This window comes from Streptomyces sp. NPDC034111 (genome assembly GCF_055575375.1).
Window position 1 is genome coordinate 328,836 of record NZ_JBVIST010000003.1, and the last position, 17,840, is coordinate 346,675.

The following is a 17,840-nucleotide window of genomic DNA, read 5'->3' on the forward strand; positions in this document are numbered from 1 at the left end:
CGGTCCGTATCCAGGGGCTGTGGAAGAGGTTCGGCGAGCAGATCGCCGTCAACGGCATCGATCTGACGCTGCCCGCGGGCCGCTTCATCGGACTGGTCGGCCCCAACGGCGCGGGCAAGACCACCACCCTCTCCATGGTGACGGGCCTGCTGCGGCCGGACTCCGGGCAGGTCGAGATCGGCGGGCACGACGTCTGGCGCGACCCGGTCGCCGTCAAGTCCCGGATCGGTGTGCTGCCCGAGGGGCTGCGGCTCTTCGAACGCCTCTCGGGGCGCGAACTCCTCGGCTACATGGGGCGGTTGCGCGGCCTGCCGGGCGAGGAGGTCGACAAGCGGGCCGGCCAGCTGCTGGACGTCCTCGACCTGTCCGGCTCCCAGCACAAGCTGGTCGTGGACTACTCCACCGGTATGCGCAAGAAGATCGGGCTGGCCGCGGCGCTGCTGCACAACCCCGAAATACTCTTCCTCGACGAGCCCTTCGAGGGCGTCGACCCGGTGTCGGCGCAGACCATCCGCGGCGTACTGGAGCGCTATACCGCCTCCGGCGCGACGGTGATCTTCTCCAGTCATGTGATGGAGCTGGTGGAGTCGCTGTGCGACTGGGTCGCGGTGATCGCCGCCGGGCGGATCCGGGCGGACGGTCCGCTGGCGGAGGTGCGCGGCGCGGCGCCCTCCTTGCAGGACGCCTTCCTCGAACTGGTCGGCGCGAACGACCGTGGCGCCGGGCAGAGTCTGGACTGGCTGGGCGGTGGCGGCGCCCGATGAGTACGGAATCCGCCGCGACGGCGCCGCAGGCAGCCGCCGCGCCGTCCCTGACCGCCGTCTTCGTACGGCTGAAGCTGTCGCTGCTGCGCAACGGGCTGCGCCAGTCCCCCGGGCGCGCGCTGGCCTACATCGCGTCCGTCCTCGTGGGCCTGCTGTTCGCGGCCGGCATCGTGGTGGGACTGATCGCGCTGCGCGGCAACCCCCATGTGGGCGCGCTGGTCGTGCTGTTCACGGGGATCCTCGCCCTGGGCTGGGCGGTGATGCCGCTGTTCTTCCCCGCGAGCGACGAGACACTGGATCCGACCCGGCTGGTCATGCTGCCGCTGCGGCCGCGGCCGCTGATCGTCTCGCTGCTGACGGCGTCCCTCGTCGGCATCGGGCCGGTCGTCACGCTCGCCCTGGTGACCGGCTCGGTGATCGCGCTGGCCGACGGACCGGCCGCGGCGGCCGTCGGCGTCCTGGCCGTCGTCCTGGTGGTGCTCGTCTGCGTGTCGCTGGCGCGTGCCATCGCCACCGCCTCGGTGCGGCTGCTGACCAGCCGCCGCGGCCGCGATCTGGCCGTCCTGGGCGGTCTGTTCATCGCGCTCGGCGGGCAGGGCGTCAACATCGCCGCCCAGAAGCTGGGCACGCCGGACGGCCTGTCCGTACTGGAGCCGCTGGGCGAGGTGCTGCGCTGGGTGCCGCCGGCCTCGGCGGTCAGCGCCGTCCAGGACGCCGGTCAGGGTGCGTACGGGCGGGCACTGGCCGGTCTGGCGCTGACGGCGCTGGCGCTGGCGCTGCTGCTGTGGTGGTGGCAGCGGACGTTGACCACCCTGATGACCTCGCCGGACTCCTCCACCCTCCAGGCGGTGGAGAAGGACACCGCGCGCCGTTCCGGCAGCGGGGAGCGCGGGCTCGCACGGCTGCTCCCGGACGGGCGTACGGGCACCGTCATGCTCCGTACGCTGCGCTACGCATGGCGCGACCCCAAGTCGAAGATGGCCTGGGCCACCGCGCTCGGCGTCGGCCTGCTGGTGCCGGTCGTCTCCGCCGTACAGGGCAGGGGCAGCATCTTCACCGCGTTCTCGGCATCCGCGCTGCTCGGGACGCAGATGTACAACCAATTCGGGCAGGACACCTCCGCGTTCTGGATGGTCGCCTCGACGATCGCCACGCCACGGGACGCCTATCAGGAGCTGCGGGCCCGGGCACTGACGCTGACGCTGGTGGCCGTGCCGTTCGTGACGCTGGTGGTGGTCGGCGCCGCGGCGCTCATCGGGCCCTGGTCGGACTTCCTGGAGGTGTACGGGCTCTCGCTGGCCCTCCTGGGTGCGCTGCTGGCCACCGGCGCCCTGTCGTCGGCACTCGCCCCGTACTCGATCCCCTCGGAGAGCAACAAGAACGTCGCACCGGGTCAGGGCGCCATCGCCTGGTTCAGCCTCTTCGGCGGAGTGGTGGTCGGTGCGGTGCTGTGCGCACCACTGGCCGGACTGACCATCTGGCTCCATATCGCGGGCCTCCACGGGCTGTTGTGGATCCTGCTGCCGGTCGGAGTCATCTACGGCGTGGGCGTCGCCGAACTGGGCCTGCGCCTGGCGGCACCCAGGGTGGCGCGGCGTCTGCCGGAGATCCTCACGGCGGTCAGCAAGGGGTGAGAGGGGTTGGGGGAAGGCCGGTACTGAGGCCGGGTTCCCTGCGTCGGGCGGTGCGGCGTTGCGCTCGCCGGCGGGCGCGGAAGGGGTGAGGCAGGGGCCCTCCACGTAGGGCACGGACGGCCACCTCCGCTCTCCCCCCCACCCCCGAACCCACCCCCGCCCCCTCCCCCGAAGGGGGAGGAGGGGGAGGGGGCGGGGGACGCCCCGGCGGCGGCCTGCGGCTACCGCGGCCTGCGGCCACAGCGGCACGTGGCCAACGCGGCCCGCTGCTACCGCGGCCCGTCGCCACGGCGGCCCGTAGCCAGCGCGGCCCGCTGCTACCGCAGCGCACCGCCCCGTGGAGTTATCCACAGGCTGCACCGGCCTGCGCGCGGTGGCGGTAGCGTCATCGCGACGACATGAACGAGGGGTGGTGGGGGCGGTGCTGCGCGCCGGAATCGTGCTGGTGACAGGCTGGCTGGCAGTGCTGTTCTGCGCCGGAGCGGTGCAGGCCGCACCGGCCGGTCCTGACACCCCGACGCAGACCGCCTACCTCGCCGAGCAGCTGCGCAAGAGCCCGGTCTACATCAGCGACCAGCTCCCGCGCGAGGTCCCCCGGTCGACGGCGCCCGAGTTCGCCCGGCAGGCCCGGCGGCTGGGCGTTCCGGCGTACGTCATCGTCCTGCCGAACTCCTCCTACGGCGCCGAAGGTTCCGCACTGCTCGCCGGTGTCCATGACCGGCTGGGCCGCAAGGGGCTGTATGTCGCCTTGACCGACTCGGGCCTGGACGCGGTGCAGACATACGGCGTGAGCGTGCCCGGCGCCGAGGATGCGCGGCGGGCGACGCTGTACGGGCTGCCGTACGACGCCACCCCTCGCGAGGTGTTCCGGCACTTCGTCGAGGTGGTCACCTCAGGGCATGCGCGCGAGCGCGCGGAGGAGGCGCAGGCCGCCTCCTCGGACGAGGTGGACGGGCCGCCTTCTCTGCACACCGACCGGACCGACCGCGAGGACCAGAGCTTTGTGACCGGCCTCGCGGCCAGCGGAATCCCGCTGACGGCTCTGCTGATCACGGTGTACGCGCTACAGCGGCGGCGGGTGCGGCGTGCTGCGTCCGCGGGCGGGGCCGTGCCCGTACCGGCCGCGCGCGGCGGGGAGAAGGCCGGCGGGGGCCGGAAGGCGGGCGGCGCCGGGCAGAAGGGCAGCAAGGGCGGGAAGGCCGTCGGCGGTCCGGGGCCGTTTCCGCGTAGCCGGCTGTTGCCTCTGCTGATGGCCGCCTCCGTGCTGGGCGGGCTGATCGCCTTCACCGCGTCGCAGGTCTTCGATGACACCACCAGCGGTGACGGCTCCCGGCCGACGCCCGCCGATATGCGGGCCCGGATCGACAGGCTGGCCGACGGGCTGCGCCGCGACCCGCTCTATCTCGACCCGGAGAGCCCGCCCGTGCTGGACTCCGCCGAGCGCGCGCACCTCCGGAAGCGGCTGCGTGCGCTGGACATCCCGGTGGTGATCGCCGCCGTGCCCAGCAGCCCGGACGACGAGTCGGGCGGCGACTCGGACCTGCTGGCCAAGACGCTGCACGACCGGCTTCACCGTGACCTGCTCATCGTGCTCGCCGAGCCGGACACCGGCAGCATCGACCTCGTCAACTACGGCACCCACGTTGACGCCATGTACCTCATCGACCGCCCGCGTGAGCTCGCGTACTCCCAGTCCGCCGACGACCACGCCCTCGGCCGTCGCCTCGACCAGCTGCTGACCTACGTCAGCAAGTCCCCCAAGGCCAAGGCGGGAAGCCCGCCGTATGAACCGCGGCCCGCCGAGGACCCCGTCAAGGAGCAGGCGCTGCCCGGGCTGTTCAGCGGGGACTTCGAGCCCGGACTGGTCGTCGGCACCTTCCTGGCCGGGCTGGTCTTCGGGCTGGTGGCGGCGGTATGCGGTGTCGCCCGGCTGATCACCCGCCGCCGGCGGACGGCGGACGGCGCATCCGGCGGGGCTGCCGGTGCCGCGGCCCCGGGCCGGCCGTCGCTGTCGTGGCTGCGGCGCACCGCCCGGCAGGAGCTCGACGCCCTCACCGCCGCGCTGGAGCCGGCGGCCGCGCTGCCCGAGGACGCCCACCGGCGGGCGTGGGAGTGCCTGGACGCCGCGGCGCTGCTGATCGACGGAGACAGCGACGGCCGGATCGACGGCGACGCCACACCGGCCGCGCTGACCTGCGCGATCGTGCTGGCCCGGGCCGGCCGGACCGCGGTCGACGAGCCGGCCGCCGCACAGCACGTCTGCCACCGCAATCCGCTGCACGGCGCGGCCCGTCGGCGCGCACAGATACGACCCGACGCCGGTGACGGTTCCCGGACCCGGGCGCGGTCGCTGCCGGTGTGCGAGGCGTGCCGGGTGACGCCAGGACCGGTGCTGCGGCTGCGCTCTCCGGGGAGCGCCGGGCGTGGTCCGTATGTCCCGTACGCCACACTCACCGGACCGTTGGCCGCGCTCGGCGACGGCGCCGGAATCGATCAACTCACCCGCGATGTACGGGAGTACTTCGGTGTGCACTGACCCCTCCCCCCTCTCCGGCGCCCAGCGGTCCTCGGCCATGCGTCGGCTGCCGACCGCCCTTGCCCTCGGCGCTTCGTCCGTCGCGCTGCTGCTGGGCGCGGCGGCGCCCGGTGCGGCCGCCGACGGAAGTACGGGGCGGCAGAGCCCGGGGCAGAAGATCGCCGATGCGCTGCGCGGCTCCCCCGTCTACGTCGATCCGTCCCTGGCCACGGCCGTCGACGCGGATCAGCAGCGGCAGTTGGTCCGCCAGATCCGGGGGACGCATCTGCCCATCCGGGTCGCGCTGGTGCCGCTGGTCGAGGGCGACAGCTGGGGCGGCAAGCCGGAGCAGCTGGCCGAGGTGGTCCATGACCGGATGGGCGGCGGGCCGTCCATCCTCATCACCCTCGGCGACTCCCCCGGGGACATCGCCGCCCGCGAATGGCCGTCGGACAGCCATCAGGCGTTCCATGCCGCCGCCGCGGTCCTCTTCCAGGACGACATGGAGGGGGCGGGGCCGGCCAAGCGCGTCGCCCGCGCGATCAGCATCATCAAGGCGGGCAACGGCGACAAGGTGTACGAGCAGGCCACCGCCGCCAGCCTGGGATCCCCCACGCCCAGGCCGGGCGAGGGGGACGGCGCAGACCGGGGAGGCAAGGGCGCCGGGCAGCGCTCCCCGCTCGTACGGGTCCTGGCTCTGGTCGTGGGGCCGTTGCTGCTGGTGGCCGCGGCGGGGCTGCTGCTGCGACGGCGGGCGCGACTGCGTGATCTCTCGACGCCGTTCGCACTGCCGCGTTCGGTCTTCGCCGCCGCCCGGAAGGCCGACGAGGCCGGGCTCCGCGACCGCGCGAACGAGGAGGTCGTACGGCTGGGTGAGGAGGCGCGCGCCGCCGAGGGCGACCCCACGGCCGTCGAACGGGCCCTGGACGCCTATGCCGCGGCCGGCACGGTCCTGGACCGGGCGCGTGGAACCGCCGATCTGGCGGGGGTGTTCGCGCTGATCGCCGAGGGCCGGGCGGCGCTGTCCACGGCTCCGGTCGCCCTCCCGCTGTGCTTCTTCCATCCGCTGCACGGGCCCGCGGTCCGCCGCATACCGTGGCGGCCCCTGGGCCGCCGTGAGCAGCTGCGGGTGGCCGCTTGTGAGAGCTGTCTGCGTGCCGTACGTACCCGGCGCGCACCAGAAGTGCTCACCGACCGGCTGGACGGCCGCCCGGTCCCGTACTTCGAGGTCCCGGCCGAGGACAGCCTCTGGGCGGCCACCGGCTATGGCTCGTTGCTCACCGGTGATGGCGACTCGCTCGCCGGGCGCGTCCAGCGCGGCGACTTCACCCGCACCCTGGGGTAGGACCGCGCGACCGCAGCTGCCAGGGCTGATGTGAAATTACTGACGCCTTATCAAGGCAGCCGAATTCACCGCGCAATTGGACAGAAGCACCGGAGAACCTGCCTGGCTTTTCGGGACATTGCCGCGAATCTCCTCGATAGGCTGCCCTGGTTGTGACGTAAGCGTTTCGACAAAGCAGAATGCCCGCTCTTATGCTCCGCGGACACAGCCGTTCGCATACACACGCGGAACTGTGTGGTGCGACGGGGGAGAACGTCTGCTAGGAGAGCGTTTTGCTGCACAGGAAGACCGCATGGCTGCGCGCTGCCGCGCCCGTTGCCGTACTGGCGCTGGCCCTGACCGCATGCGGCGGCAAGAAGAACTCGGCCGGCACCCAGGACGGCAAGAAGAGCGATGCGGCCGCCGAGGCCCCGAAGACGGAAAAGAAGCCGGCAGAACCGGCGGGCGAACTGAAGCCCGGCCAGGGCGGCACCGGCAAGTTCAAGGAAGAAAACGGCAAGCAGACGATCACGTACGAGGTCGCCGCGCAGAAGGTGCAGGTGGCCACCGAGGCCGATACCAAGAAACTGGTCTCGGACCCGAAGGACGCCAAGGGCCTTGTCGCCGCCACCGCCTGGATCAAGTACACGAACAAGGGCGGCGGTGTCGTCAAGGACATGCCCCGGGTGGGCAATGAGTCCGAAATCCATGCGGACGGCCAGCGCGGCGGGCTGCTCATAGGTGCCGCCGAGGACGGCCCCGGCTGCGAGGACACCATCGAGATCGAGAACTGGAAGGTCGGGCAGAGCCACACCATCTGCCAGACCTACATGATCCCCAAGGGCGCGAAGTCCGTGGAGGTCCACTGGGCGGGCGAGGGCCAGAGCGCCCCGTTCGTCTGGAAGTTCAACAACGCCGGCTGAACGGCCGCGCGGCGCGCGGCCTCCCGCGGGCGCGCGCCGGCTCACCTCGTCGCGTGTCACGGCTCCTCGCGGGGCCGTGACACGCGACAGTGCCCTGGCACACGGCACACGGCACACGGCGAGCCGTGGCACGCCGTGGGGCCACGGCAACTCGGTGGCTCAGCCGGGCATCGTGGCCGCGTGCAGAAAGGGCTCGATGGCGGCGTACCAGGCGTCGGGTTTCTCCCAGGGGAGCAGATGTCCGGCGTCGGGGATCTCGGCGTAGGCGCCGCGCGGGAGGACGCGGACCATCTCCTGGGCCTCGGCGCGGCCCAGTTCGGCGTCGAGGCCGCGGACGACCAGTGCCGGGCAGGACACCTGGGCGAGCTCCTCCCAGTGGGCGTCATGGACCCAGGTCTCGCGGGCGGTGAGCATCTGCCGCCGGGAGAAGACCGGGCGCCAGCCGTCGGCGCGCTCGGCCATCACCTCCGCGAAGAATTCGCCACGGGCCGGGCGCGGCCGTTCCAGGACGGGGTCGTCCTCGCCGAACCACTTACGGACATCCGCGAGCGTGGCGAACGGCATCGGCCAGGAGCGGAACCACTCGGTCCATTCACGCTGCGAGGCTGCGCCCAGTGCGGAGGCCCGCATATCGCAGATGACCAGCGCACTGACCAGATCCGGGCGGCGGGCCGCTAATTGCCATGCCGTCAGGGCGCCCATGGCATGCCCGACCAGAGCGACCGGTGCGAGGCCGAGCTGCTCGATGGCCGCGAGGGCGTCCTCGACATACGCCTCGCGGTCGTACGGCCCCTCGGTGGGCTTCTCGCTGCGGCCGTGACCCCGCTGGTCCAGGGCGACGGGGCGGTGACGGGCACTCAGCCGGCGGGCGGTGTCCGCCCAGTGGGAGGCGCGCCCCATCAGGCCGTGGAGCAGCAGCACGCCCGGCCGCTGCTCGGCTCCCTCCGGCCCGCCGCAGTCCTTCGGCGGGTCGGTGAATTCCCAGGCGGCGAGCCGCACGCCGCCGGTCCCTGTCACATCGATACGCCGCACCATGTGCCCTGGCACCCCCAATCGTCCCTTGAGCAGCTCCACACTATCGAACCCCTATTCGAACGCACCGGTTCGGCGTGCAATACCCCTCGTTCGAGTGACGTCGCTCAGGGATTGACCGCGCTCGCCACGGGGAGACATCTGCCGGGAGGCGGGCCCCACCGGGAAGGGGGCCCGCGGGGGAAGACCCTGGGAGCTCGGGGCTCCGGGTCTTGGGTGGGGGACATGGGGAGGCAGGGCCCCGGCTGCTCGCAGCGCCGGGGCCCTGAGCGTCTCCAGAATCAGTGGATGCATCCGAGCCCCCTCCCTGGCAAGGACAGGCCGACGCATGGCCATGCGCCAGCGTGTCATGAGAGCGGCCGCAACGCACGGATTCGCACAAGTCCGTTCAGGGCACAAGAACGTGCCGAGCCCGCTCAGCGGCGCATCGGCGCAGCTCAGCGCGCTCACACGGCAGTTCAGGGAAGAGTGCGGAAAGGAAAGAATCACCTTTGGGTGGCGGGGCGTCAGCACCCGTCACCACCGACCGGACCGACCGGCGCCAACCAGCACCTGCCGAACACCGGGCAGGCGGCTCCCTCAGCCGGCGCCCGTCAGAGGGCGGCCGTCAGACGCCGCCCGCCATCGGCCCCGGGCGTTCAGCGCTTGGCGACGAAGACGTGCGAGGCGATGTCGGAGGCCAGCTCGGCGGCCTCGCCGCTGCTGCCGACCAGGACCCCGGCCGGTGACTCCGTCACGCTCACCACGGCGCCCGGCTGCACACCGGCGCGCCGGAGGGTGTACATCAGCTGGGCGTCGGCCTGGATCGGCTCGCCGATCCGGCGCACCACGGCCGTCTTGCCGTCGGCCCCGGCGTCCAGGTCCATCAGGCTGACCATGCCGGTGTCCAGGAACGGGTCGGCCTCGGACTTCTCGCCCAGCTCCTCAAGGCCCGGGATGGGGTTGCCGTACGGCGACTCCGTCGGGTGCCGCAGCAGCTCCACGACGCGGCGCTCGACCGCCTCGCTCATCACATGCTCCCAGCGGCACGCCTCGGCGTGTACCTGCTCCCATTCGAGCCCGATGACGTCGACCAGCAGGCATTCGGCGAGGCGGTGCTTGCGCATCACCCGGGTCGCCAGCCGCCGGCCCTCCTCCGTCAGCTCCAGATGCCGGTCGCCCGCGACCGTCAGCAGCCCGTCTCGCTCCATGCGCGCGACGGTCTGGCTCACCGTCGGGCCGCTCTGTTCAAGCCGCTCCGCAATGCGGGCGCGCATGGGGACCACACCTTCCTCTTCCAGCTCGAGGATGGTGCGGAGATACATCTCCGTGGTGTCGATCAGTCCGGACATGCGTGCCCCTCGATGTGTGGTGCGGTGGCCCTGGACTCAATTCTGACGCATCCCACTGACAACGGTGCCTCCTCGTCCACCGACCGAACCCGCCCGGCCGTATTGACAGGGCACTGGTCCAGACCGCAACGTGATCCGCGCCACTGATCAAATGCGGCGCGATCCGACGGGATCCGGCGCGAGCGAACCACAAAGATCCGATGGGATCCGAGGAGAGGGGCCCGCGGGAAATGGCTGACAGCGACCGGAGCGACCGGCTGGCCGGGAAGTACTTCGACGCCGCGATCGACCTGCTGCACCAGGTCCGCGACGAGGAGAGCGACCGGATCACCGCGGCCGGCCGGCTGATCGCGGACACCGTCGCCGCGGGTGGCCGGGTCTTCTCCTTCGGCGCCGGGCACTCCTCGCTCCCCGCACAGGACACCGTCTACCGCGCGGGCGGTCTGGCGCTGATGAATCTGCTGTCCGTCCCGGGTGTCGTCGGCGTCGACGTACGGCCCGCGACGCTCGGCAGCGCGCTGGAGCGGGTCGACGGGCTGGCCGCGGCCGTCCTGGACACCAGCCCGCTGCGGTCCGGCGACGTGCTGGTGATCATCTCGCTGTCCGGGCGCAACGCACTGCCCGTCGAGATGGCGAAGCACGCCCGGGCCCTGGGGATCAAGGTCATCGGCGTCACGTCGGTGGCGTACGCGGAGGCCACCACGTCCCGGCATGCCTCGGGCAGCTTCCTCAAGGACCACTGCGACCTCGTCCTGGACAGCCGGATCCCGGTGGGGGACGCGGAGCTGACGGCGCCGGGCATCGACGCGCCGTTCGCCCCCGCCTCCACGGTGGTCACCAGCGCGATCATGCAGGCCATGGTGGCGACGGCCGCGGGCACGCTCGCCGAACGGGGCATCGACCCGCCGCTGCTGCGCTCCGGGAACGTCGACGGCGGGCACGACTGGAACGCCCGGGTGATGAGCGAGTACGCGGACCGGATCTTCTACCGGCAGTGAGAGTGCGGCACTCGTAAGGAGTACCTCACAACGACGCCGCGCCCGCGAGGTCCAGGGCCGCCGCGATCCGGGCCGCGACCTCCTCGGCGTAGTCGGCGTCGGCGCGGTCGAAGGGCCGGCGGGCGGGCGAGCGCAGGAACGTCGCCACGCCCAGCGTGCGACCGCGGCTCCGCAGCACCACACACAGGCCGTGCACGGTTCCGTCCGGCCAGTGGCGGGCGGCCGCCCAGCCCTCGGCCGGGGCGGAGCCGGCGCTGGCACGCACCGAGCCGCGCCGCTCGTACGCCTGGAACGCCGGATGGCCCGGCGGATAGGGCACGGGGATACCGGTCGGCGCGAGCGGCTGCGTGGGGCCGGGCGCACCGGCCGGTGAGGCCAGCGTCCGCACCAGGCTGCACACCGGGCGGCCCCCCGCGTGCCCGCCCTCTGCGCCTCCCGTCCCGCCTGTCCCGCCCGTCCCGTACGAGGGGTACGGCTCGGTCGCCTCGTACGCGTCGCAGGCGTCGTCGTCGGCGACCGCCCCGTACGGCGCCGGGGCGGGCTTGGCGGCGAGGTCGACCAGGCCGTGGTCGGCGAAGCCGGCCAGCGCGAAGTCGAGGTGGACGGCGGCGGCCTCGGCGGGGTCGGGGCACTCGGCCGCCGCCCGGCCGGCGCGGTGCAGCTGATGGGCGCGGAAGCGGAGCAGGGAGTTGTCCTGCTCGGCACGCTTGGCCTCGGTGACGTCCTGGAAGAGCCAGGCGACGCCCAGCGGGACCGGCTCCTCGGCCAGCGGCGAGGCCAGCCGGACGAAGCCGCTGCGCCAGCACCGCCGCGGCAGCTCGGCCTCCTCGGAGCGCAGCGTCACCCACAGTTCGGCGGCGGCCGGCGGGGCGCCCTCGGCCAGGACGTGCTGGAGGGCGCACTCCAGTTCCTCCACGCCCTGGGCCAGCAGATCGCCCAGCGGGCGCCCGAGCAGGGCGGTCCGCCCGACGCCCAGGGTGCGGGCGGCGTGTGCGTTGACGACGGCGGGCCGCAGATCGGCGTCGACCAGCACCACGCCCCACGACGCGTCCTCGAAGAGCGCCTCGCTGAGGGCGATGGACCGCTCCAGGTCCATCTGGGTGTGCACCTCGCTGAAGGCGCAGTAGACGCCCGCGACCCGGCCGCCCGGGCCGCGGACCGCGGAGGCCTGGGTACGGACGAGCACCCGGTGGCCGTCCTTGGTGAGCAGGGTGAATTCATGGACCTGGCGGCCCGGGGAGCGCATCGCGGCCGCCAGCGCGGCCTCGATGCCGTCGGCGTCCTCCTTGCGGACCGCCCAGCCGGTCAGGCCCGTGCGGCCGACCGCCTCCTCGGCGGTCCAGCCCAGGATGCGGGAGGCTTCGTGGTTCCAGTGGGTGACCGTGCCGTCCGCCGCGAAGGCGATCAGGGCGGCGTCCATGCCGTCCAGGAGAGCGGCGAGCAGGCCCGAGTCCTCGGGCTCGTCGGCGGCGCAGCGCGCCGAGGAAGCTGAGCCGGACAGACCAGAAGAAGCTGACGAAGCAGTCACTGGCACCCCTCACGAACGCGGCCACACATGCTCCACCTGGGAACATTCAACTGGAACGTGACCTGGCCCACACCCGATTCGCGGAAATCGTTGCTCCCGGAAAAATTCGCTTGTCCCGTGCCGGACAGCTTCCTACTGTGTGGTGCACACGAGAAGGGAGGTGGTTCGGCCAATGATTTCGCACCGGACGCGTGAGGTGGCTGCGGGCTAGCGGCCCGTCGCTTCACCGAAGTGCAGCGCCGGACCAGCGCATACTGCAGATGCGCAGCCGGCCAATCCCAAGCAGTCACCCGACCCGCGGGCTGTCGGTTCGTCCGACCGGCCCTTCGCGCCGACCGAGCGCGGAGGAAGCAGCCCGCGGGTCGTCTGCGTCTGCGCCCGCTCTCGTGGACTGCTTCCGTGTGCACGGGCTTCTGTGTGCACGGGCTTCTGTCGTGCACGGGTTTCTGTCGTGCACGGCGCGACGGGCCGGTCGGCCCGCCCGCGTCAGGGCGCCAGCCGCTCCACGCGCCAGGTCACGCCCCCGGCCTCGGCCCGGGCCGCTCCGCCGGTCTGGCGTACGTAGCGCAGCCGGTCGTGCAGGCGGTTCATCCGGCCCTGCCAGAATTCGACGGTTTCGGCGACAACGCGGTAGCCGCCCCAGTGCGGTGGCGCCGGCACCTGCTCGCCCACGGGGTAGCGGGCCGCCAATTCCTCGTACGCGCGCTCCAGTTCCTCGCGGGAGGCGACCGGCGACGACTGGTTGCTGGCCCACGCGCCGAGCTGGGAGCCGTGCGGGCGGGTGCGGAAGTAGGCGGCGGTCTCGTCCCGGCCGATGCGCTCCGCGACACCGGCGACGACGACCTGGCGGGAGAGCGGATGCCAGGGGAACACCAGGGAGATAGCGGGGTTTTCGGCCAGCTCGCGGCCTTTGCGGCTCTGGTAGTTGGTGAAGAACACAAAGCCGCGGTCGTCGAACGCCTTGAGGAGCACCGTCCGTGAGCTCGGCCGGCCGGCGCTGTCCGCCGTCGAGACGACCATGGCGTTCGGCTCGTGCAGCCCGGCCACGGTGGCGTCCTTGAACCAGCGCGCGAACTGGTCGTACGGACTGGCGGCGAGGTCGGACTCGGCAAGTCCCTCGGCGCGGTAGTGCGCACGCATGGTGGAGGGGTCGGGGGTCTCGGCGTGGGACGCGTCGGGTGGGTGCACGGCCTCATCTTGCAGCATCGGGTCCGGCCAGGTCAGCCGGGAGGGGCGGAAGTCTGCCCCTCGTCGACCGGCCGTAACCCTCCCGTCGGCAAATCGACCAGTGTGCCGGATGTCACGCTTCCCCGCAGGTGGGGGACCCGCCAAAATCGTGGGGCGGTCCACTGTGGCCCCCGGACAGGGGGAGCTATCGTGTTCCGGCCGGCCCGAGCACCCGCGCACCACGCGCCGCACCACACCGCTTACGCCGCCCGCGGCCCGACCCCCCGCGGGCAGGACCCTCGCGTGGCCGATGCTCTGGCGGGGCATCACCGAGGTGACCGGTACGGACCGCGAGCTGCCCGGCGCAGCCGCGTAACCGCACCGCCACCGCACAGCTGACTCGTCCGCCCGGCGCCGGTCATGGACCGTACGCCGTACCCATCTTGAGGAGCCGCCTGATGTCCGACTTCGTACCCGGACTCGAGGGAGTCGTCGCGTTCGAGACGGAGATCGCCGAACCGGATAAGGAGGGCGGCGCGCTCCGCTACCGCGGGGTCGACATCGAAGACCTGGTGGGACAGGTGTCCTTCGAGAACGTCTGGGGGCTGCTGGTCGACGGGGCGTTCAGCCCCGGCCTGCCGCCCGCCGAGCCGTTCCCGATCCCGGTGCACTCCGGCGACATCCGGGTCGATGTGCAGTCCGCGCTGGCGATGCTCGCGCCCGTATGGGGCCTGAAACCGCTGCTGGACATCGACGAGGCGACCGCCCGCGACAACCTCGCCCGCGCCGCGGTGATGGCGCTGTCGTACGTCGCCCAGTCGGCGCGCGGACAGGGCCTGCCGATGGTGCCGCAGAAGGAGATCGACAAGGCGGAGACCGTCGTGGAGCGCTTCATGAAGCGCTGGCGCGGCGAGCCCGACCCCAAGCACGTCAAGGCCGTCGACGCCTACTGGACCTCGGCCGCCGAGCACGGCATGAACGCCTCCACCTTCACCGCCCGGGTCATCGCCTCCACCGGCGCGGATGTGGCGGCGGCGCTCTCCGGTGCGGTCGGTGCGATGTCCGGGCCGCTGCACGGCGGCGCGCCCTCCCGCGTGCTGGGCATGATCGAGGAGATCGAGCGGACCGGCGACGCCGGTGCCTATGTCCGCAACGCGCTGGACAACGGTGAGCGGCTGATGGGCTTCGGCCACCGCGTCTACCGCGCCGAGGACCCCCGAGCACGGGTGCTGCGGCGCACCGCCAGGGAGCTGGCCGCCCCCCGCTTCGAGGTCGCCGAGGCGCTGGAGAAGGCCGCGCTGGAGGAGCTGCACAACCGCCGCCCGGACCGGGTGCTGGCCACCAACGTCGAGTTCTGGGCCGCGATCGTGCTGGACTTCGCCGAGGTCCCGGCGCACATGTTCACCTCCATGTTCACCTGCGCCCGCACGGCCGGCTGGAGCGCGCACATCCTGGAGCAGAAGCGGACGGGCCGACTGGTCCGGCCGTCGGCCCGGTACGTGGGGCCGGGGGCGCGTAGTCCTCGGGAGATCGCCGGGTACGAGGCCGTGCGGTAAGGGTTCGGCCTTCCCACGTTTTTGTCCGTCCCGCCATGGTGGTTTCTCGCCGTGGCGCCTGCGGCGGGCCAGGTGGTTGTCGGGTGCGGTGACGGACCTCCGGGGCCTTGTTGGTGGACTGCTTCGCTTTACGTCCACCAACAAGGCCCCTCCGGCCCGTCCCCTCCCGTTGGGGAAAAGGAAAAGGCCGGTGGGGGTGCACGTCACTGACCACGTGCACCCCCACCGGCCTTGGTCCACCCACCCACGGGAGGGGCCGCGCCGCAGGACGAAGTCCGGAGGAGCGGCACCGCACCCGACAAAACCACGCCCGCCGCCAGGCGCAACGGCGAGAACACGCACGGCGGGACGGACAAAAACGTGGGAGGGCCGCCTAGCGGCCAGCGCTTAGTGCGGAGTCGATGATGTGCGCCCACTCCTCAACAACCCGTTCCCGCCGGGCCGAGTCGTCCGTCAGGAGGTTGGCCAGGCCCAGCCCCCGTGCCATGTCGAGCAGCCCCTGTACGGTCTCCCGTACTCCGGGTACGGATTCGTCGGCGTCGAGCAGCGCCACGGCCGTACGGTGCGCCTCCCGGCCGACGCGGGCCTCCAGGGCGGTGACCGGTTCGCGGAGTTGCTCCTCGTCGGAGGCGGCCACCCACAGGTGCAGGGCGGCCCGGAACAGCGGGCCTGTGTAGAGGCCGACCAGTTCCTCGACGATGATCCGGGTACGGGCGACGGACCCGGCGGGCGGCAGGTTGTGGGCGACGGCCTTCAGGGCGGCCTGCCGTTTGTCCGCGACGTGTTCGACGGCGGCGGTGAACAGGTCCTCGCGGGTGCGGAAGTGGTGCTGGGCGGCGCCCCGCGAGACGCCCGCCCGTTCGGCGACCACCGAGACCGTGCTGCCGCTCCAGCCGCGCTCCGCCAGACATGCGAGGGCGGCCTCCAGCAGTTTCAGGCGGGTGGCGCGGCTGCGCTCCTGCTGGGGCTGCCGGTCGCCGCGGGCCGGGGTCAGCGCGCCCATGCCGGGGCCCGTCGCTCCAGGAAGGCGGTCATGCCCTCGCGGGCCTCGGCGGAGCCGAAGAGCCGCGCGGACTGCTCGGCGAGCGCGTCCGTGTCGCGGTCGAAGGCCCTGAGCACCTCGGCGGTCAGCAGCTTCTTCGACTCGGCCAGTCCCTGGGGTGAGCCCTTGCGCAGCCCTTCCAGTACGGTAGCGAGGCCGGTGTCGACGTCCTCGGCCGCGAGTGTGATCAGCCCGATCCGGGCGGCCTCTGCCGCGCCGAACTTCTCGCCGGTCAGGTAGTAGCGGCCGGCCGCGCGCGGGTCCAGCCGCGGCAGCAGCGGCAGGGAGATGACGGCGGGCGCGAGGCCGAGGCGGGCCTCGGTGAAGGCGAAGGTGGCCGCCGGGCCGGCCGCGGAGAGGTCGCAGGCGCCGAGCAGCCCGAGGCCGCCGGCCCTGACGTGGCCGGTGACCCGGGCGACGACGGGCCGGGGCAGCTCCACGATGGCCCGCAGCAGCCGGGCCAGTGCCAACGGCCCGTCCTTGGCCGCCCCCGAGGTGGCCTCGGTGAGGTCGGCCCCGGCACAGAAGGTGCTGCCCGTATGGGTGAGCACGACCGCCCGGGTCCCGTCGTCGGCCGCGGCGTCCGCGAGCGCCTGGTGCAGTTCGGCCATGAGCCGGGCGGAGAGCGCATTGCGGTTGTGCGGGGAGTCCAGGGTGAGGGTGGTGATGCCGCGCTCGTGGGAGCGCGACACCAGCGGTGTCCCGGGTCCGTCGGTCATCGTCCGTCGAGCTCCTTTCCCTGGCGCGCGGTGCGCGTCGCAGGATCTTTGCATCCCGCGGTCAGTACGACTTCGGCAGGCCCAGCGACTGGTGGGAGACGAAGTTGAGGATCATTTCGCGGCTGACCGGGGCGATCCTGGCCACCCGGGCGGCGGTGATCAGCGAGGCGAGGCCGTACTCCTGGGTGAGGCCGTTGCCGCCGAGGGTGTGGACGGCCTGGTCGACGGCGTGCACCGCGGCCTCGGCCGCCGCGTACTTGGCCATGTTGGCGGCCTCCCCCGCGGCCAGGTCGTCGCCCGCGTCGTAGAGGTGGGCGGCCTTCTGCATCATCAACCGGGCCAGCTCCAGCTCGATATGGGCCTGGGCGAGCGGGTGGGCGAGGGCCTGGTGGGCGCCGATGGGCTCCTTCCACACCTGGCGGGTGCGGGCGTAGTCGACGGCCCGGCCGAGGGCGTAGCGGCCCATGCCGAGGGCGAAGGCGGCGGTCATGATGCGTTCGGGGTTGAGCCCGGCGAAGAGTTGCAGCAGTCCGGCGTCCTCGTCGCCGACGAGGGCGTCGGCGGGCAGCCGTACGTCGTCCAGGGTCAGCTCGAACTGCTTCTCCGGGGCGGCCAGTTCCATCGGGATCGGGCGGCGGCCGAAGCCGGGGGTGTCGCGCGGGACGATGAACAGGCAGGGCTTGAGGCGGCCGGTCCTCGCGTCTTCGGTACGGCCGACGATCAGGGTCGCGTCGGCGATGTCGACGCCCGAGATGAACACCTTGCGGCCGTTGAGGATCCAGTCTCCCCCGGTCTCCTTGCGGGCGGTGGTGGTGATGCGGTGGGAGTTGGATCCGGCGTCCGGTTCGGTGATGCCGAAGGCCATCTTGCGGGAGCCGTCGGCGAGTCCCGGCAGCCAGGTCCGCTTCTGCTGCGCGGTGCCGAAGCGGGCGATGACCGTGCCGCAGATGGCGGGCGAGACCACCAGCATCAGCAGCGGGCAGCCGGCCGCGCCCAGTTCCTCCAGTACGAGGGAGAGTTCGGCGATGCCGCCGCCCCCGCCGCCGTACTCCTCGGGGAGGTTGACGCCCAGGTAGCCGAGCTTGGCGGCCTCGGCCCACAGGTCGTCGGTGTGCCGGCCTTCGGCGACGACGGTGGTGACGTACTCCCGGCCGTAGCGCCTGCCGAGGGCGGCCACGGAGGCGCGCAGGGCGCGGTGTTCCTCGGTCTCGATCACAGGACTGCTCATGGCGTTGCTCATGACGGCTCCTTGTGTGCGGTGAGGGAGGTGCGTACGGGCCCCCTTGCATGCCCCTGAGGCAGGGGAG

The 17,840-nt window shown here is 72.5% G+C and carries 14 protein-coding genes; 7 read left to right on the forward strand and 7 right to left on the reverse strand.

The genetic code is table 11. The annotated features are described in order from the left end of the window. Positions 1-8: 8 nt before the first annotated feature. The 5 genes from ACZ55A_RS10815 to ACZ55A_RS10835 all read left to right on the forward strand — a co-directional run bounded on the left by ACZ55A_RS10815 (position 9) and on the right by ACZ55A_RS10835 (position 7,160). Complete coding sequence (locus tag ACZ55A_RS10815; RefSeq protein WP_468837936.1) at positions 9-764, forward strand: ABC transporter ATP-binding protein; 756 nt, start codon at positions 9-11, stop codon at positions 762-764. Next, a complete protein-coding gene (locus tag ACZ55A_RS10820) occupies positions 761-2,398 on the forward strand; it encodes a transporter (protein ID WP_468837295.1) in 1,638 nt (545 codons plus the stop codon). The genes ACZ55A_RS10815 and ACZ55A_RS10820 overlap by 4 nt, the downstream gene beginning before the upstream one ends. 421 nt (positions 2,399-2,819) lie before the next feature. After that, positions 2,820-4,934, forward strand: a complete 2,115-nt coding sequence (locus tag ACZ55A_RS10825) for a hypothetical protein (protein WP_468837298.1) — start codon at positions 2,820-2,822, stop codon at positions 4,932-4,934. A 37-nt stretch (positions 4,935-4,971) separates the two neighbouring features. Next, a complete protein-coding gene (locus ACZ55A_RS10830; protein WP_468837939.1) occupies positions 4,972-6,258 on the forward strand; it encodes a hypothetical protein in 1,287 nt (428 codons plus the stop codon). Between the two features lie 275 nt (positions 6,259-6,533). Further along, positions 6,534-7,160: a hypothetical protein gene (locus ACZ55A_RS10835; RefSeq protein ID WP_468837942.1), complete on the forward strand. Its 627-nt coding sequence runs from the start codon at positions 6,534-6,536 to the stop codon at positions 7,158-7,160. Positions 7,161-7,319: 159 nt separating this feature from the next. Here ACZ55A_RS10835 and ACZ55A_RS10840 read toward each other — a convergent pair whose 3' ends face one another. Together ACZ55A_RS10840 and ACZ55A_RS10845 are read right to left on the reverse strand one after the other, a co-directional pair. Continuing rightward, positions 7,320-8,195 (reverse strand): alpha/beta fold hydrolase, encoded by an 876-nt coding sequence (locus ACZ55A_RS10840; protein WP_468837300.1) that lies wholly within the window; start codon positions 8,193-8,195, stop codon positions 7,320-7,322. Between the two features lie 635 nt (positions 8,196-8,830). Next, on the reverse strand, positions 8,831-9,523 hold the full coding sequence (locus ACZ55A_RS10845; RefSeq protein WP_468837304.1) for a metal-dependent transcriptional regulator: 693 nt from the start codon (positions 9,521-9,523) through the stop codon (positions 8,831-8,833). 230 nt (positions 9,524-9,753) lie between these two features. On the opposite strand from ACZ55A_RS10845, the gene ACZ55A_RS10850 reads away from it, so the two are divergent. Beyond that, positions 9,754-10,521, forward strand: a complete 768-nt coding sequence (locus ACZ55A_RS10850; protein ID WP_468837307.1) for an SIS domain-containing protein — start codon at positions 9,754-9,756, stop codon at positions 10,519-10,521. A 25-nt stretch (positions 10,522-10,546) separates the two neighbouring features. On the opposite strand, the gene ACZ55A_RS10855 is transcribed toward ACZ55A_RS10850, so the two are convergent. Then, positions 10,547-11,941 carry a PAS domain-containing protein gene (locus ACZ55A_RS10855; RefSeq protein ID WP_468837945.1) on the reverse strand — a complete coding sequence of 465 codons (1,395 nt, stop codon included), beginning with the start codon at positions 11,939-11,941 and terminating at the stop codon, positions 10,547-10,549. A 594-nt stretch (positions 11,942-12,535) separates the two neighbouring features. Next, positions 12,536-13,255, reverse strand: coding sequence for a pyridoxamine 5'-phosphate oxidase (pdxH, locus tag ACZ55A_RS10860; RefSeq protein WP_468837310.1), 720 nt, complete (start codon positions 13,253-13,255; stop codon positions 12,536-12,538). Between the two features lie 419 nt (positions 13,256-13,674). Between pdxH and ACZ55A_RS10865 the strand changes: the two genes are divergently transcribed. Beyond that, positions 13,675-14,772: a citrate synthase 2 gene (locus ACZ55A_RS10865; RefSeq protein WP_468837313.1), complete on the forward strand. Its 1,098-nt coding sequence runs from the start codon at positions 13,675-13,677 to the stop codon at positions 14,770-14,772. Positions 14,773-15,145: 373 nt separating this feature from the next. Here ACZ55A_RS10865 and ACZ55A_RS10870 read toward each other — a convergent pair whose 3' ends face one another. The 3 genes from ACZ55A_RS10870 to ACZ55A_RS10880 all read right to left on the reverse strand — a co-directional run bounded on the left by ACZ55A_RS10870 (position 15,146) and on the right by ACZ55A_RS10880 (position 17,761). Beyond that, positions 15,146-15,775: a TetR/AcrR family transcriptional regulator gene (locus tag ACZ55A_RS10870; RefSeq protein ID WP_468837316.1), complete on the reverse strand. Its 630-nt coding sequence runs from the start codon at positions 15,773-15,775 to the stop codon at positions 15,146-15,148. Continuing rightward, a complete protein-coding gene (locus ACZ55A_RS10875) occupies positions 15,763-16,533 on the reverse strand; it encodes an enoyl-CoA hydratase family protein (protein ID WP_468837319.1) in 771 nt (256 codons plus the stop codon). Before ACZ55A_RS10875 ends, ACZ55A_RS10870 begins: the two co-directional genes overlap by 13 nt. Before the next feature lie 61 nt (positions 16,534-16,594). Then, the gene (locus tag ACZ55A_RS10880) at positions 16,595-17,761 is read right to left on the reverse strand and encodes an acyl-CoA dehydrogenase family protein (RefSeq protein WP_468837947.1); all 1,167 of its coding nucleotides are present in this window, start codon (positions 17,759-17,761) and stop codon (positions 16,595-16,597) included. Positions 17,762-17,840: the final 79 nt, after the last annotated feature.

Bases quoted from the DNA above. Each gene is read 5' to 3' on its own strand.
- ACZ55A_RS10880 (WP_468837947.1), bottom strand. From the start codon at position 17,761: ATGAGCAGTCCTGTGATCGAGACCGAGGAACACCGCGCCCTGCGCGCC.
- ACZ55A_RS10855 (WP_468837945.1), bottom strand. From the start codon at position 11,941: ATGGACGCCGCCCTGATCGCCTTCGCGGCGGACGGCACGGTCACCCAC.
- ACZ55A_RS10820 (WP_468837295.1), top strand. From the start codon at position 761: ATGAGTACGGAATCCGCCGCGACGGCGCCGCAGGCAGCCGCCGCGCCG.
- ACZ55A_RS10870 (WP_468837316.1), bottom strand. From the start codon at position 15,775: ATGGGCGCGCTGACCCCGGCCCGCGGCGACCGGCAGCCCCAGCAGGAG.
- ACZ55A_RS10830 (WP_468837939.1), top strand. From the start codon at position 4,972: ATGCGTCGGCTGCCGACCGCCCTTGCCCTCGGCGCTTCGTCCGTCGCG.
- ACZ55A_RS10840 (WP_468837300.1), bottom strand. From the start codon at position 8,195: ATGGTGCGGCGTATCGATGTGACAGGGACCGGCGGCGTGCGGCTCGCC.
- ACZ55A_RS10850 (WP_468837307.1), top strand. From the start codon at position 9,754: ATGGCTGACAGCGACCGGAGCGACCGGCTGGCCGGGAAGTACTTCGAC.
- pdxH (WP_468837310.1), bottom strand. From the start codon at position 13,255: ATGCTGCAAGATGAGGCCGTGCACCCACCCGACGCGTCCCACGCCGAG.
- ACZ55A_RS10865 (WP_468837313.1), top strand. From the start codon at position 13,675: ATGTCCGACTTCGTACCCGGACTCGAGGGAGTCGTCGCGTTCGAGACG.
- ACZ55A_RS10875 (WP_468837319.1), bottom strand. From the start codon at position 16,533: ATGACCGACGGACCCGGGACACCGCTGGTGTCGCGCTCCCACGAGCGC.
- ACZ55A_RS10845 (WP_468837304.1), bottom strand. From the start codon at position 9,523: ATGTCCGGACTGATCGACACCACGGAGATGTATCTCCGCACCATCCTC.